The following is a 13,449-nucleotide window of genomic DNA, read 5'->3' as shown; positions in this document are numbered from 1 at the left end:
GATCGACCTCCCGGTCGGTCGGCGGAGGGCGTCGGTCACATCTCGGACCTGCCCAGCCTCCAGTAGCCCATGAAGGCGACCTGACGGCGGTCGACGCCGACCTCGCTCACGAGGAAGCGGCGGAGCGACTTGATCGCGGCCGCCTCGCCGGCGAGCCACGCGTAGAGGTCGCCCTCGAGCGCCGCGCCGCGGCCCGGCTCGCCCTGCGGCACGTCCCAGAGCAGGTCGTGGTCGACGTCGACGTCCGTGACGTCGACGCCGCGGTGCCAGGCCGTCACGTAGCGGGCCGTCCAGTCGCGCACCGCTCGCTGCAGCCGCTCGCCGTGCCCGGCGTGGGCGTCGACGCGCGGCAGCCAGTGCACGGAGACGCCGGCCGGGGCGGCGAGGGGCAGCACGTCGGCCTCCCCCGGCACCTCGACGAAGACGCAGCCCCGCGCGTCGGCGGGCAGCTGCTCGACGATCGAGCAGATGGCGGGCGCGGCCGTCTCGTCGCCGGCGATCATCACGGTGCGGGCCGAGCCGGGCGCCCACTCGACGCCGCTGCCCCGGACGCCGCTCGTGGCGTCGGGGCCGACGAGCATCGCCTCGTCGCCCGCCGCCACGGTCGCGAGCCAGGCCGCCGCCGGCCCGCCGTCGGCGTGGACGACGAAGTCGACGTCGACCTCGCGCTCGGCGGGGCGCACCGCACGGGCCGTGTAGGTGCGGAACGGGTTCCGCTGGTGGTCGGGCAACGCCCGCCAGGCCGACCACCAGTCGCCGCCGGGGAAGGTGTCGAAGCCCGTGCCCGGGAGGGGCAGGACGACCTTGATGCGCTGGTCGAGGCCGTCGGCCCCGAAGTCGGCGAGGTCGTCGCCCGCGAAGGTGAGGCGGACGAACGACGGGCTGAGCGGCGTGACGGCCGCGACGCGCACACGATACGGACGGTGCGCCGGCTTCGCGGCGACGGGCCGGGCGGGCACGCCGGCGGTCGGCGGCGCGACGAGGGACGACACGAGGAGGCGCGTCCCTAGACGGCGGACGCGCCGTGCTCGACCGCGGCGGCGGCCCGCAGGTCGTGGCGCAGGTCGTAGGCGAACGACTCGGGCCCGCCGAGCCAGATCAGGTGCTCGGCCGTCGCCAGTGCCTCGGGGTCGACGTACATCTCGCCGAGCCAGGCGCGGACGGCACGGCCGAGGGCCTCGCCGGGGGCGCAGGAGAGACCGCTGCCGGGGGCACCGCTGCGACGGTCGCGCGCGAGCCAGCTGACGGTGACCCGCCCGGGCGACGCGAGCTCGACGACCTCGTCGGACGAGCCGACCTCGACGAAGACCTGGCCGCGCGCGCAGATGGGCAGCACGGCGAGCATCTCGCGGATCGCGGGGACGGACGTGGCGTCGCCGGCGAACAGGACGCGGATCGCGTCGTGCGGCACGGGAGGGTTCGGGTGGTCGAAGAACATGGCCTCCCCAATATAGGCATGCCTTACCTATCTCGCCAGCCCGGAGGCGCCCCCGGGACGGATCCACAGCCTCCCGTCGGCCTGGTGGTAGATTCGCACCCGCGCGCAGGTCCGGCAGCGACCTGCGAGCAGAGGGGCGACGCGACCGTCCGGCAGCGACGACGCGTCAGCCGCGTTCCACGTCCGGCAGCGACGGAGGACATCCTGCACCGGGGGCGCAGCGGTCGCGACGAGCGACGTGCGCCGCCGACCCGTCACCGCTCCCGCCCCGAAAGGCCCCGCTCACATGCGCCCTGCCCGCCTGCTCGCCACCCTCGCCGCCACCGCGGCCGTCGTCGCCCTCGTGGCCGGCTGCACCTCCGGCTCGTCCGACGGCCCGGTCGACCCCGCCGACGCGACCGTCACCGTCGGCCTCGTGCTCGAGCCGAGCGACCTCGACATCCGCCACACCGACGGCATCGCGCTCGACCAGGTGCTGATCGACAACGTCTACCAGGGACTCGTCGGCCGCACGCAGGACAACGAGGTCGTCGACGTGCTCGCCGCGTCGCACGAGGTCAGCGACGACGGGCTCACGTACACCTTCGCCCTCGCCGACGGCGTGACCTTCCACGACGGGGCCGCCATGACGGCCGCCGACGTCGTGTGGTCGCTCCAGCAGGCGAAGGACGACGAGACGATCCAGGGGCACGCCGACCTCGCGGCCGTCCGCACGATCGAGGCCACCGACGACCAGACCGTCGTGCTGACCCTCTCGCAGCCCGACTCCGCCCTGCTCTTCGCCCTGACGGGCCGCGCCGGCCTCGTGCTCGAGCAGGCCGCCACCAACGACCTCTCGACGACCGCCAACGGCACGGGCCCCTACACGCTCGCGAGCTGGACGCAGGGCGACAACCTGCAGCTGGCCCGCGCCGACGACTACTGGGGCGACCCGGCCGGCGTCGCGCGCGTCGTCTTCCGGTACGTGACCGACCCCTCCGCCGCGGTCAACGCCACGATCTCGGGCGACCTCGACGTGCAGACCGCCGTCGACGCCACGCTGTCGTCGCAGCTCGAGGGCGTCGACGGGATCACGCTCGAGGAGGGCAAGACCACCGACAAGTACACGCTCGCCTTCAACAACGCGGTCGCGCCCTTCACCGACGAGCGCGTCCGCCACGCGATCAGGCTGGCGATCGACAACGACGCGCTGATCGCGGCCGTCGGCGGCTCGGCCGTCGACCAGGGCGGCCCGATCCCCGCCCTCGACCCCGGCTACGCCGACCTCACCTCGGTCGACGCCTACGACCCGGACGAGGCGAAGGCCCTCCTCGCCGAGGCCGGCCACGCCGACGACCTCGACCTCACCCTCGAGTACGCGAACTTCTACCCGGCCGCGATCGGGGACGTCCTCACGACCCAGCTCGCCGCGGTGGGCGTCACCCTCACCGTCGAGCAGGTCGACTTCACGACCTGGCTCAACGACGTCTTCACGGCGCCGGCCGACGGCGGCACCCGCGACTTCCAGCTCAGCATGGTGAACCACGCCGAGACGCACGACTTCTCGAACTGGGCCGACCCGACGTACTACTGGGGCTACGACAGCGCGCCGGTGCAGCAGCTCTACCAGGAGTCGCTGACGGCCACCGACCCCGCCGTCGCGGACGCGAAGCTGCAGCAGGCGGCGGCCCTCGTCTCGGCCGACGCCCCCGCCGAGTGGCTCTACACGGCCACGACGCTCACCGCCGTCCGCGACGGCGTGACGGGCTTCCCGACCTCGTCGACGAGCACCCGCCTCGACCTCTCCGAGCTGGCCACCACCGAGTGACCCGGTTCGTGCTCGGCCGCCTGCTCCTCCTCGCGGTGGGGCTGGCGGTGGCGAGCGTCCTCGTGTTCGGCGTCCTGCGCCTCCTGCCGGGGGACGTGGCGCAGTCGATCGCGGGCACGAACGGCACCCCGGCGCAGGTCGCGGCGATCCGCGCCTCCCTCGGGCTCGACCGGCCGCTGGTCGTGCAGTACCTCGACTGGGCGGGCGGGCTGCTGCGCCTCGACCTCGGCGACTCGCTCGTGACCGGCACCCCCGTCGCCGGCGAGGTCGCCGAGAAGCTCGGGGTGACGCTGCCCCTCGCCGGGCTGTCGCTCGTCGTCGGGCTGCTCGTCGGCGTGCCCCTCGGCGTGCTCGCCGCGGTGCGGCACCGACGGGCCTCGGGCGTCGCGCTCGGCGTCGTCGCCCAGGTGCTCGCCGCCGTGCCGGTCGTCTGGGCGGGCATGCTGCTCATCGCGCTCTTCGGCGTGACGCTCGGCTGGCTGCCGACCCAAGGCTTCCCGATCGACGGCTGGGACGACCCCGGCCGGGCGCTCCGCTCGCTCGTGCTGCCCGCGCTGACCATCGGCCTGGTCGAGGGCGCCGTGCTCTTCCGCTTCACCCGCTCGGCCGCCGTCGGCGCCCTCGACGAGGACTACGTCCGCGCCGCGGCCGCCAAGGGCATGACGACGAGCCGTGCGCTCGTCCGCCACGGGCTGCCGAACGTCGCGCTCAGCATCGTCAGCGTGCTCGGGCTCCAGGTCGCGGGCCTCGTCGTCGGCGCCGTCGTCGTCGAGCAGCTCTTCTCCCTGCCGGGCCTCGGCCGCATGCTCGTCGCCGACGTCGGCCGCCGAGACCTCACGAAGGTGCAGGGCGAGCTCATGACGTTGACCGCGATCGTGCTGCTCGTGGGGCTGCTGGTCGACGTCCTCCACCGACGGCTCGACCCGCGCCTCCGCGAGGTCGGCTCGTGAGCGGCGGACGGGGCACCCTGGCCGGCGTGCTGCGCCGGCCCGCGGGCGCGGCGGCCGTCGCCTGGCTCGGCCTGGTCGCCGCCTGCGCCCTCGTGAGCCGGGTCTGGACGCCGCTCGACCCCTTCACGACCGACCCGTACTCGGCGTGGGCACCCCCGTCGGCCGCGCACTGGGCCGGCACCGACGCCGTCGGCCGCGACATCGCGAGCTACCTCATGGCGGCCACCGGCACGACCGTCGTCGTCGCCGTGTCGGCCGGGCTCGTCGCCCTCGTCGTCGGCCTCGGCCTCGCGGCCCTGGGCTCGCTCACCGCTCGGTGGGTGCGCGACTCGGTCGCCGTGCTCATCGACGTGCTCGTCGCCTTCCCGACCCTGCTCGTCGCGATGGCCCTCGCCGCGGCGTTCGGCGGCTCGCTCGCCGTCGTCGTCGTCGCGGCCGGCGTCGGCTACGGCGTGACCATCGCGCGCGTCTCCCGCGCGGAGATCCGCCGCGTGCTCCGCGAGGACTACGTCACCGCCGCGCGGGCCGCAGGCCTCGGCCAGCTCGCCGTGCTCCGCCGCCACCTGCTGCCGAACATCGCGCCGGTGCTCGTCGTGCAGCTGTCGCTCGCGATGGCGACGTCGATCCTCGCCGAGGCGGGGCTGTCGTTCCTCGGCTACGGGGCCTCCGCCGAGACGGCCTCGTGGGGACGCCTGCTCAGCGACCTGCAGCGCTACCTCGGCGTGCACCCGTGGACCGTGGTCTGGCCCGGGCTCGCCATCACCCTCACGGTGCTCGCCCTCAACCTGCTCGGCGACGTGATCCGCGACGCCGCCGACCCGCGGCTGCGCACCCGCACGCCCGTCCCGACCCCGGAGGTGACCTCGTGACGCTCGAGATCGACCGGCTCACGATCACGATCGGCGGCCGCCGCGTCGTCGACGACCTCTCCCTCGAGCTGCCCGCGGGGCGGCGGCTCGGCCTCATCGGCGAGTCGGGCAGCGGCAAGTCGCTGACCACGCTCGCCGTGCTGGGCCTGCTCCCCGCGGGCGCCGAGGCGACGGGCAGCATCCGCCTCGACGGCCGCGAGCTCGTGGGCCTGCCCGACCGCGAGCTGGCCCGCCTGCGCGGCCGCGTCGTCGGCACCGTCTTCCAGGACCCGCGCACCTCGCTCGACCCGGTCATGACCGTCGGCCGGCAGATCAGCGAGCCCCTGCGCCTCCACGAGGGCCTCTCCCGGCGCGAGGCGCGCGCCCGCGCCGTGGAGGCCGCCGCCGAGGTCGGGCTGCCCGAGCCCGAGCAGATCGTCGACCGGTGGCCGCATCAGTTGTCCGGCGGCCAGCGGCAGCGCGTCGTCATCGCGACGGCGCTCATCACCCGCCCGGCCCTGCTGCTCGCCGACGAGCCCACCACGGCCCTCGACGTGACGACGCAGGCCGAGGTGCTCGCCCTCTTCGGTCGCCTCGTCGACGAGCGGGGCGCCGCGCTGCTCTTCGTGACCCACGACCTGGCGGTGCTGTCGCGCGTCGCCGACGACGCGCTCGTGCTCTCGCACGGGCGGGTGGTCGAGCGGGGGCCGGTGGCGCGCCTCCTGCAGGCCCCCGAGCACCCGGTGACCCGCGGCCTCGTCGAGGCGACCCGGGCGACCACGTGGCGGGCGTCGTGAGCGGGCCGGGCGGCCTGTCGGACGAGCCGGGCGAGCGGGGCGCCGAGCCCCTGCTGCGGGGTCGCGGCCTCACGCGCACCTTCACCCTGCCGAGGCGGTCGCCGTTCCAGCCCGGCCCGGTGCGGCACGCCCTCGTCGACGCCGACCTCGACGTCGGCGCGGGCGAGAGCGTGGCGCTGATCGGCGAGTCGGGCTCGGGCAAGTCGACGCTCGTGCGGCTGCTGCTGGCCCTCGACTCCCCCAGCGCCGGCTCGGTGACGTTCGACGGGCGGCCCGTGGCGCCGGGGCGCGCCGCTGGGCTCCGCTGGTTCCGTCGGCAGACCGGCGTCGTGCTCCAGGACCCGTACAGCTCGCTCGACCCCCGCATGCTCGTCGGCGACACGGTGGCCGAGCCGCTCCGGCACCTCGGCGTGCCCGGCGACCACCCGGCGATGGTCGGCGACGTGCTCGAGCGCGTGGGCCTCGCCCGGGGCGACGCCGAGCGCTGGCCCCATGAGCTCAGCGGCGGCCAGCGACAGCGGGTCGCCCTCGCCCGGGCCGTCGTGCACGGGCCGCGGCTGCTCGTCGGCGACGAGCCGATGAGCGCGCTCGACGTCACGGTGCGCGCGCAGATCCTCGGGCTGCTGCAGGAGCTCCGCGACGACCTCGGCCTGAGCCTGCTGCTCGTCTCGCACGACATCGGCCTCGTGCAGCACCTGGCCGACCGGGTGGCCGTCCTCCGCGACGGCTCGATCGTCGAGCAGGGGGCGACCGACGACGTGCTCCGCCGGCCGCGGCACCCCTACACGCGGTCGCTCGTCGCCGCGGTGCCGACGATCGACTGAGCCGACGGCCGCGGCACGAGCGCCGGGACGCGGCGCCGTCCGCGTCCCGGCCACGGCCTCACCACGTCGGCGGGTGCCGGCGCTGCCAGCGCAGCCGTCGCTCGAGCTGCGCGCCGATCGCCAGCAGCACGTCCTCGCGGCCCGGTCGCCCGACCAGCTGGACCCCCGCCGGCAGCCCGTCGACCTCGGCCACCGGCAGGGCGATCGCCGGCAGCCCGGCCACGTTGACGAACGAGGTGAACGGCGAGTACAGGCACTGCTGCTCGAAGGCCCGCTCGGGGTCGTCGGCGTCGTGCCAGCCGAGCGGCCGCGGCAGCATCGCGAGGGCGGGCGTGAGCACGGCGTCGAAGCGGTCGAACGCCGCGACCACGGTGCGTTCGTAGGCCGTGAGCCCGGCCAGGGCGGCGCCCAGGTCGCGCGCGGTGAGCTCGCGCCCGCGCCGCACGAGCCACGCCGTGCCCGGCTCGAGCAGCGCGAAGTCGTCGTCGGTCTCGGCCGGGACGCCGGCCGCCCCGGCCTGCCAGATCGTGCGGAACAGCGCGGGGTACCCGGCGCGCGGCACGGTCGTCTCCTCGACGCCGTGGCCGCTCGTCGCGAGCAGCTCCACGACGTCGTCGAGCACCGTGAGGAGGCGCGGGTCGACCCGGACGTCGTACGCGTCGTCCCATGGGGTGGTCGTCGCCACCCCGAGCTGGAACCGCCCCTCGCCCCGGACGGCCGTGCCGAGGTACGCCCCGTCGGGCGACGTCGGCGCGCGGAGCGCGTGGTGGTCGCGCGGCGGGCGGCCGTCGGGCGACACCATCGCGTCGAGCAGCATCGCCGCGTCGGCGACCGTGCGGGCGATCGGCCCGCCGACCGAGAGCCCGCCGAGGCTCGCCAGGCCCGACTGCGAGGGCACCCGGCCCCGGGACGGCTTGAGGCCGACGAGGCCCGTGGCGGCCGCGGGGATGCGGATCGACCCGCCGCCGTCGCTGCCCGGCGCGACGGGCAGCAGGCCCGCCGCGACCGCCGCCGCCGCTCCCCCGCTCGAGCCGCCGGCCCCGAGCCCGGTCGACCAGGGGTTGCGGGTCACGGGCCCGGCGAGCGGCTCGGTGTAGCCGGTCAGCCCGTACTCGGGAGTGGTCGTCTTGCCGAGGCTGACCGCGCCCGCCTCGGTGAGGGCCGCGGCGATCTCGGAGTCGGCCTCGGCGACGCGGCCGCGGGTCAGCCGCGAGCCCGACGTGGTCGGCACGCCGGCCCGGTCGTACAGGTCCTTGTCGGCCAGCGGCAGGCCCCAGAGCGGCGCGGCGCTCCGACCGCGCGCCGCGAGCTCGTCGGCGCGGGCCCGGGCGGCGTCGGCCGTGACGGTGGTGAAGGCGCCGAGGCCCTCGGGCCCGCCGTCGAGCCGCTCGACGCGGTCGAGGTAGTGGTCGGTCAGCTCGCGCGGCGAGACGTCGCCCCGGCGCAGCCACTCGTACTGCTCGTGGGCCGTGAGGTGGTGGAGTTCGAACACCGGGCCGAGCCTAGGCCGCCCTCGCCGCGCCTCCCCGTTTCTGGTACGTTCGTACCATTCGTGCTCCCCCGCCGACGCGCCCGGCGCGGCGGGACCGTCGCATGCCTCGGAGTCCTCCCATGGGTTACCTGTTCCTCGCGCTCGCCATCGTCGGCGAGGTCGTCGCCACGAGCTTCCTCAAGGTCACGAGCGGGCCCGACGCCCGCTGGTACCACTACGCCGTCGTCGTCGGCGGCTACGTCTTCGCGTTCACCATGCTCGCCCAGTCGCTCGGCCGGGGGGTGCCGCTCGGCATCGCCTACGCCGTCTGGGCGGGCGTCGGCGTCGTGCTCGTCGCGCTGATCAGCTGGCTCGTCTTCAAGGAGCCGCTCACGCTGCTGCAGCTCGGCGGCATCGTGCTCGTCATCGGCGGCGTGACGATGCTCGAGCTGGGCGGCCGCCACGACGCCACGGCCTGACGGACGCCGCGTGACCGCCGCGACGGGCCCCGCCCGCACCCCGAAGGGCGAGCACCGGAGGCGCGCCCTCCTCGCCGGCGTCCTGGCCGTCCTCGAGGAGGGCGGCCCCGCCGCCGTCAGCCACCGTGCCGTCGCCCGGGCCGCCGGGGTGCCCCTCGCCAGCGCGACCTACTACTTCGCCGGCCGCGACGACATGCTGCGGAGCGCCCTGCGCCACGCGACCGCCGAGTGGGCCCGCTCGCTCGACGAGCTGGAGCGGCCGACGCTCGCCGACCTCGCCCGCACGCTCGTGCGCTACGCCGTCGAGGAGCGCGCCTCGGCCGTCGCGCAGTACGAGCTGCTCTTCGCCGCGACCCGCGACGCCTCGCTGCGGGCCGACGCCGACGCCTGGTACGCCTCGCTCGACCACGTCCTCGTGCGGGTCGGAGTGCCCGCCGAGCGGCTGCCCGTCGCGTCGCTCGCCGTCGACGGGCTCATCGTCCGCATGCTCTGGCGCGGCGACCCGGCCGACGCCGCGGCGACGGAGAAGCTGCTCGCCCGCATCGTCGGCTGACGCCGCCCCGGCCGCCGGCCTCCGGACTCGCCGCCGGTCACGACGAGGCGCGGCCCCGGCGCTTCCGCAGCGACTTCTGCATCGTGACCGTGCCGAGGTAGCGGCCGAACTTGAACCCCACGCGGCCCATGCGCCCGACCTCAACGAACCCGAGGGACGCGTGCAGCCGGATCGACGCGTCGGCCGCGCGGTCGGCGATCACGGCGACCATCTCGCGGATGCCGGCCTCCCGGCACGACTCGACCAGCGCCTCCAGCAGGGCCCGTCCGAGCCCCTTGCCCGTCGACGCCGGGCGCAGGTAGATGGAGATCTCGACCGTGTGGCGGTACGCGGCCTTGCCGCCCCACGGGCCTGCGGTCGCGTAGCCGAGCACCTCGCCGGCCGGGTTCACCGCGACGAGGAAGGGCATGCCGAGCTTGGTCGTCACGCCGAAGCGGCGACGCCACTCGGAGATCGGCGCGAGCTCCTCGTCGAACGTGACGGTCGAGTTCGCGACGTAGTGGCCGTAGATCTCGCGGACGTACGGCAGGTCGGCGGCGACCGCGTCGCGGACGGCGAACGAGAAGGGCGCCTCGGGCACGGGCGCGGGCAGCAGCCGGCGCGGCAGGCGGCGCCGCGGCTGGTATTCCTCCTCGAGCATCGCTCCACTCTGCCATGCGCGGCCGCGCCGGGGCGGGAGCACCGCCCGTCAGGAGGCGCGGGTCGCCTCCGCGGGCAGGGCCCAGTCGACCGGCTGCCCGCCCTGCTCGACGAGCAGCGCGTCGGCCCGGCTGAACGGCCGGGAGCCGAAGAATCCCCGCGAGGCCGAGAGCGGGCTCGGGTGGGCCGAGGTGATCGCCGGGACGTCGCCGAGGACGCTCGTCAGGGAGGCGGCGTCGCGGCCCCAGAGGATCGCCACGAGGGGCCCGCCGCGCGCCGCGAGCACCTCGATCGCGCGCTGCGTCACGGCCTCCCAGCCCTTGCCGCGGTGGGAGGCGGCCTCGCCCGGCCTCACCGTGAGCACGCGGTTGAGCAGCATGACGCCGTGCTCCGACCACGAGGTGAGGTCGCCGTGGGCGACGGGCGCGACGCCGAGGTCGTCGGAGAGCTCGCGGTACACGTTCGCGAGGCTGCGCGGCAGGGGCCGCACGTGCGGGTCGACCGAGAACGAGAGCCCCACCGCGTGGCCGGGCGTCGGGTACGGGTCCTGCCCGACGATGAGCACGCGCACCTCGTCGAGCGGGTAGGTGAACGCGCGCAGGACGAGGTCGCCCTCGGGCAGGTAGCCGCGGCCGGCCCGCACCTCGGCACGGAGGTACTCGCCCATGCCCGCGACGTCGGCGGCGACGGGCTCGAGCGCCTCCGCCCAGCTCGGGTGGACGAGGTCGGCCAGCGGGTGCGGCGTCACTCGGCGCCGAGCGTGCCGACCGAGACGCCGACGACGAGGTCGTCGTCGTCGAGCTGGGCCTCGACGCGCCAGACGCTGCCGGTGCCGAGCACGACCAGCGCGCCCTCGCCGACGACGAGCGCCGTGCCCTCGTCGATGGCCACGCCGCCGCGCACCAGGCCGGCCTCGGTCGCCGCGACGAGCCGCGAGAGGGTGCCCCACTGGGCGGCGTGCACGTCGACGGCGAGGTCGACGAGCCCGAGGCCCTCGGCCAGGGTCACCTCGTCGAGGTCCTCCGCCGCCGCCTCGGGGCAGACGGGCACGTCGCCGATGAGCCAGCCGCCCACGAGCGCCGTGTCGGCCGCGATCATCGCGCCGGCCGAGAAGCCGAGGTAGGGCAGGCCGTCGCCGACGAGCAGGCGCACCTGGTCGACGATCGGCGCGACCGCGTCGAGGTAGGCCGGCGTGAGGCCGCCCGCGACGACGAGGCCGTCGACGTCGCTGAGCACGCGCGTGTCGAAGGCGTCGCCCGCGGCGACGACGGTCACCTGCGGGTCGCAGCGGCCGCCCGCGGCGATCGTCGCCGGCCAGCCGGTGCGGAACTGCTCCGACGGCACGTCGCCGGCCACGACGACGAGCACGGCCACCCGCGGGACCGTGCGGCCGACGGCGGCGCCGCGGACGGCGGCCTCGGCGACGAAGAGGTCGTAGAGCCCCGCGTCGTCGCCCGGCGCCCAGCCGCCGCCGACGAGGTGGATGCTCACGAGGCGGCCCCGACGCGGGCGTCACGGGTCACGGGCGGCAGGGCGCTCCACGGGAAGGTGATCCACTGCGCCGTGCGCTTCCAGACGAAGTCGGGCTCGAGGATCGTCTGCGGCTTGCTGTAGAGGCAGACGGTGCGCACCTCGCCCGCCACCTCCGCCAGGAGGTCGCGCACGAGCGCGAGGGTGCGGCCGGAGTCGGAGACGTCGTCGACCACGAGCACCCGCTTGCCGGCCAGCGACGGGGCGTCGAGGGTCGGCGGCAGCAGCACGGGCTCGGGCAGCCGGGCGTCGACGCCGGTGTAGAACTCGACGTTGATCGACCCGCACATCTTCGTGTCGAGCGCGTAGGCGATCGTGCCGGCCAGCACGAGCCCGCCCCGGGCCACCGCCACGACGACGTCGGGGGTGAAGTCGGCGGCGACGACGTCGCTCGCGAGGTGGCGCGCGGCCTCGCCGAACTCGAGCCAGCCGAGCACCTCGCGGTCGGACGGCCCGTCGGCGACACCCGTCGGGGACCCGGTCGACGCGTCGCCGGACGACCCGCTCCCGCCCGGTCGGTCGTCGTCGGTCGGGGCGTCGGGTGCGGGAACCATGCCAGCAACCGTACCGGCCCGCCGGTGCGCGCGCGACGCCGGTGCGTCAGGGCCTCTCCCACCGGCCGCCGGGCGGGGCGAAGACGGTCTCGACGCCGTCCGACCAGAGCAGCGAGTCGGGTGCGCGGTCGGTGACGCCGGGCAGGCCGCACCAGGCGACGAGCTCGTCGTCGAGGTGCTCGAGGGAGGCGCGGCGGAGGGGCCAGCGCGGGTGGTGGTTGGGCCAGAACCGCGTCCGGCCGCCGCGGGCCACGTGCATGCCCCATCGTCCGGTCAGGAAGTCGGCGAGCGGGTCGGCGACGACCTCGTCGGCGAGCGGGCGGACGGCGAGGCGCGACGACGGGCGGTCTCCGGGGCCGTGGCGCCGGGAGGCGTACTCGACCGCGCCTCCGGACCGTCTGCGGCTCATCGAGGCCCAGCGGTACGGGAGGCCGAGGCCCGCGCGGGCGGCCGTCACGGGCAGCAGCTTCTGCGCCTCGAGGGTGCGGAAGACGACGCCCCGGCGGCCGAGGTCGTCGACGGAGTAGAGACGGACGTTCGTCTCGAGGAAGGTGCCGGCCCACGGCACCGCGGGCAGCGGCCCGAACGCGCTGCCCGAGAGCTCGAACGGGATGAGGCCGACCCAGGTCGAGCCGTCGTGCACGTCGGGTCGCGTGCCGGGCGGGAGGAGGGGCGCCACGCGCTCGGGTTCGACGCGCCAGTGGGCGAACGCGAGGCCGCCCCACCGCTGCCGGATGAACGGGGTGCGGAGCAGGGCGGGCGCGTCGGCGGAGACGACGTCGGGCGGGCGGGGCGACATGCCGCCACTGTACGGACGGCCCCCGCACGTCCGCCCCGGCCGGGACGGCGCGTGCTCGCTAGTCTCGGAGGCGGCGCGCCGTGGCGTGCCGCGTGAGAGGAGTGGCATGACCGACGACCCCGCGCCGCGCCGCGCGGACCCGAGCCCGCTCGAGCGGGCGGTGGACGAGGGGTTCCTCATCGTGCGGGCCTCGCTCGTCGTCTCGGCCGCGAACCAGGTCATCCGCCGCGCCCTGCAGGAGCACCTGCCCTTCGACGAGGAGGCGGCCACGCGCGCGGTCCGGGAGGAGGCCGCCCGCCTGGTCGACGAGCAGCTGGAGGGCATGCGGCGCCTCCGCACCGTGCGCCGTCGCACCCACCGGTCGTACGGGCAGTCGCAGCACCAGTTCGACTACCGGGTCGAGGACGTCGACGCCCTGCGGATGCGCGAGGCGACCCACAAGCAGCTCGCGCGGCTGCTCGCACGAGCGGCGCGCGACGACGACTTCGTCGCCGAGGTCGTCGCGGCGGCCCGGGCCCGGGCGTGGGACGACGTCGGGAGCACCGTGGTCGACCGGATCGGCTGGGCCGCGGCCGCGGCGCCGGGCTACGACGAGGGCCGCGACGAGCGGATCGGCGGGCTCGTGGCCGACCTCGGACGACTCGCGGAGGACCGCGCGGCCGTCGGCGGCGCGCCCGCGGAGCCGGACGGCCGCACGCGCGAGGCCCCCGACGCCGACGGCGTCGAGGGCCCCGCGGCCGCCGGCTGACTCCCCCGGGGG

General features: G+C 76.1%; 16 protein-coding genes. 8 read left to right on the top strand and 8 right to left on the bottom strand.

Annotated elements, in window-relative coordinates:
• Positions 1 to 35: 35 nt before the first annotated feature.
• Together EDF38_RS05590 and EDF38_RS05585 are read right to left on the bottom strand one after the other, a co-directional pair.
• Complete coding sequence (locus EDF38_RS05590; RefSeq protein ID WP_233572248.1) at positions 36 to 992, bottom strand: siderophore-interacting protein; 957 nt, start codon at positions 990 to 992, stop codon at positions 36 to 38.
• Between the two features lie 14 nt (positions 993 to 1,006).
• Entirely contained in the window at positions 1,007 to 1,438 is a 432-nt protein-coding gene (locus EDF38_RS05585) for an SIP domain-containing protein (protein ID WP_123354345.1), read from the bottom strand.
• A gap of 286 nt (positions 1,439 to 1,724) precedes the next feature.
• Between EDF38_RS05585 and EDF38_RS05580 the strand changes: the two genes are divergently transcribed.
• Genes EDF38_RS05580 through EDF38_RS05560 form a run of 5 tightly spaced genes read left to right on the top strand, consistent with a single transcriptional unit; the run spans position 1,725 to position 6,664 of the window.
• Complete coding sequence (locus EDF38_RS05580) at positions 1,725 to 3,245, top strand: ABC transporter substrate-binding protein (protein ID WP_123354344.1); 1,521 nt, start codon at positions 1,725 to 1,727, stop codon at positions 3,243 to 3,245.
• Positions 3,242 to 4,195 carry an ABC transporter permease gene (locus tag EDF38_RS05575; protein ID WP_123354343.1) on the top strand — a complete coding sequence of 318 codons (954 nt, stop codon included), beginning with the start codon at positions 3,242 to 3,244 and terminating at the stop codon, positions 4,193 to 4,195. Before EDF38_RS05580 ends, EDF38_RS05575 begins: the two co-directional genes overlap by 4 nt.
• A complete protein-coding gene (locus EDF38_RS05570; RefSeq protein WP_370275548.1) occupies positions 4,192 to 5,064 on the top strand; it encodes an ABC transporter permease in 873 nt (290 codons plus the stop codon). Before EDF38_RS05575 ends, EDF38_RS05570 begins: the two co-directional genes overlap by 4 nt.
• Positions 5,061 to 5,840 carry an ABC transporter ATP-binding protein gene (locus tag EDF38_RS05565; protein ID WP_123354342.1) on the top strand — a complete coding sequence of 260 codons (780 nt, stop codon included), beginning with the start codon at positions 5,061 to 5,063 and terminating at the stop codon, positions 5,838 to 5,840. The genes EDF38_RS05570 and EDF38_RS05565 overlap by 4 nt, the downstream gene beginning before the upstream one ends.
• Positions 5,837 to 6,664, top strand: coding sequence for an ABC transporter ATP-binding protein (locus EDF38_RS05560; protein ID WP_370275547.1), 828 nt, complete (start codon positions 5,837 to 5,839; stop codon positions 6,662 to 6,664). The genes EDF38_RS05565 and EDF38_RS05560 overlap by 4 nt, the downstream gene beginning before the upstream one ends.
• 58 nt (positions 6,665 to 6,722) lie before the next feature.
• Here the strand turns inward: EDF38_RS05560 and EDF38_RS05555 are convergent, their stop codons facing one another.
• Positions 6,723 to 8,156, bottom strand: coding sequence for an amidase (locus EDF38_RS05555; RefSeq protein WP_123354341.1), 1,434 nt, complete (start codon positions 8,154 to 8,156; stop codon positions 6,723 to 6,725).
• Between the two features lie 119 nt (positions 8,157 to 8,275).
• On the opposite strand from EDF38_RS05555, the gene EDF38_RS05550 reads away from it, so the two are divergent.
• Both EDF38_RS05550 and EDF38_RS15845 read left to right on the top strand, forming a co-directional pair.
• Entirely contained in the window at positions 8,276 to 8,614 is a 339-nt protein-coding gene (locus EDF38_RS05550) for a multidrug efflux SMR transporter (RefSeq protein ID WP_123354340.1), read from the top strand.
• A gap of 10 nt (positions 8,615 to 8,624) precedes the next feature.
• Positions 8,625 to 9,167, top strand: a complete 543-nt coding sequence (locus EDF38_RS15845) for a TetR/AcrR family transcriptional regulator (protein ID WP_158613318.1) — start codon at positions 8,625 to 8,627, stop codon at positions 9,165 to 9,167.
• A gap of 37 nt (positions 9,168 to 9,204) precedes the next feature.
• On the opposite strand, the gene EDF38_RS05540 is transcribed toward EDF38_RS15845, so the two are convergent.
• From EDF38_RS05540 to EDF38_RS05520, 5 genes are read right to left on the bottom strand one after another with little or no spacing between them, the layout of a single operon-like run.
• A complete protein-coding gene (locus tag EDF38_RS05540) occupies positions 9,205 to 9,807 on the bottom strand; it encodes a GNAT family N-acetyltransferase (protein ID WP_123354339.1) in 603 nt (200 codons plus the stop codon).
• Between the two features lie 48 nt (positions 9,808 to 9,855).
• Positions 9,856 to 10,554: a uracil-DNA glycosylase gene (locus EDF38_RS05535; RefSeq protein ID WP_123354338.1), complete on the bottom strand. Its 699-nt coding sequence runs from the start codon at positions 10,552 to 10,554 to the stop codon at positions 9,856 to 9,858.
• Positions 10,551 to 11,297: a Type 1 glutamine amidotransferase-like domain-containing protein gene (locus EDF38_RS05530; protein WP_233572246.1), complete on the bottom strand. Its 747-nt coding sequence runs from the start codon at positions 11,295 to 11,297 to the stop codon at positions 10,551 to 10,553. Before EDF38_RS05530 ends, EDF38_RS05535 begins: the two co-directional genes overlap by 4 nt.
• On the bottom strand, positions 11,294 to 11,890 hold the full coding sequence (locus EDF38_RS05525; RefSeq protein ID WP_123354337.1) for a phosphoribosyltransferase: 597 nt from the start codon (positions 11,888 to 11,890) through the stop codon (positions 11,294 to 11,296). Before EDF38_RS05525 ends, EDF38_RS05530 begins: the two co-directional genes overlap by 4 nt.
• 46 nt (positions 11,891 to 11,936) lie before the next feature.
• A complete protein-coding gene (locus tag EDF38_RS05520; RefSeq protein ID WP_123354336.1) occupies positions 11,937 to 12,689 on the bottom strand; it encodes a YqjF family protein in 753 nt (250 codons plus the stop codon).
• Positions 12,690 to 12,795: 106 nt separating this feature from the next.
• Between EDF38_RS05520 and EDF38_RS05515 the strand changes: the two genes are divergently transcribed.
• Positions 12,796 to 13,437: a hypothetical protein gene (locus EDF38_RS05515; protein ID WP_123354335.1), complete on the top strand. Its 642-nt coding sequence runs from the start codon at positions 12,796 to 12,798 to the stop codon at positions 13,435 to 13,437.
• The last annotated feature ends 12 nt before the right edge of the window (positions 13,438 to 13,449 follow it).

This window comes from Frigoribacterium sp. PhB160 (assembly GCF_003751785.1).
In the GTDB taxonomy this organism is placed as follows: domain Bacteria; phylum Actinomycetota; class Actinomycetes; order Actinomycetales; family Microbacteriaceae; genus Frigoribacterium.
Note: the sequence above shows the minus strand (reverse complement) of the source record. Positions and strands in the feature narration are given on the sequence as shown.

What these genes read in the sequence shown, in the direction of transcription:
- EDF38_RS05515 (WP_123354335.1), top strand. Translation starts at nt 12,796, where the DNA reads ATGACCGACGACCCCGCGCCGCGCCGCGCGGACCCGAGCCCGCTCGAG.
- EDF38_RS05540 (WP_123354339.1), bottom strand. Translation starts at nt 9,807, where the DNA reads ATGCTCGAGGAGGAATACCAGCCGCGGCGCCGCCTGCCGCGCCGGCTG.
- EDF38_RS05525 (WP_123354337.1), bottom strand. Translation starts at nt 11,890, where the DNA reads ATGGTTCCCGCACCCGACGCCCCGACCGACGACGACCGACCGGGCGGG.
- EDF38_RS05520 (WP_123354336.1), bottom strand. Translation starts at nt 12,689, where the DNA reads ATGTCGCCCCGCCCGCCCGACGTCGTCTCCGCCGACGCGCCCGCCCTG.
- EDF38_RS05550 (WP_123354340.1), top strand. Translation starts at nt 8,276, where the DNA reads ATGGGTTACCTGTTCCTCGCGCTCGCCATCGTCGGCGAGGTCGTCGCC.
- EDF38_RS05580 (WP_123354344.1), top strand. Translation starts at nt 1,725, where the DNA reads ATGCGCCCTGCCCGCCTGCTCGCCACCCTCGCCGCCACCGCGGCCGTC.
- EDF38_RS05585 (WP_123354345.1), bottom strand. Translation starts at nt 1,438, where the DNA reads ATGTTCTTCGACCACCCGAACCCTCCCGTGCCGCACGACGCGATCCGC.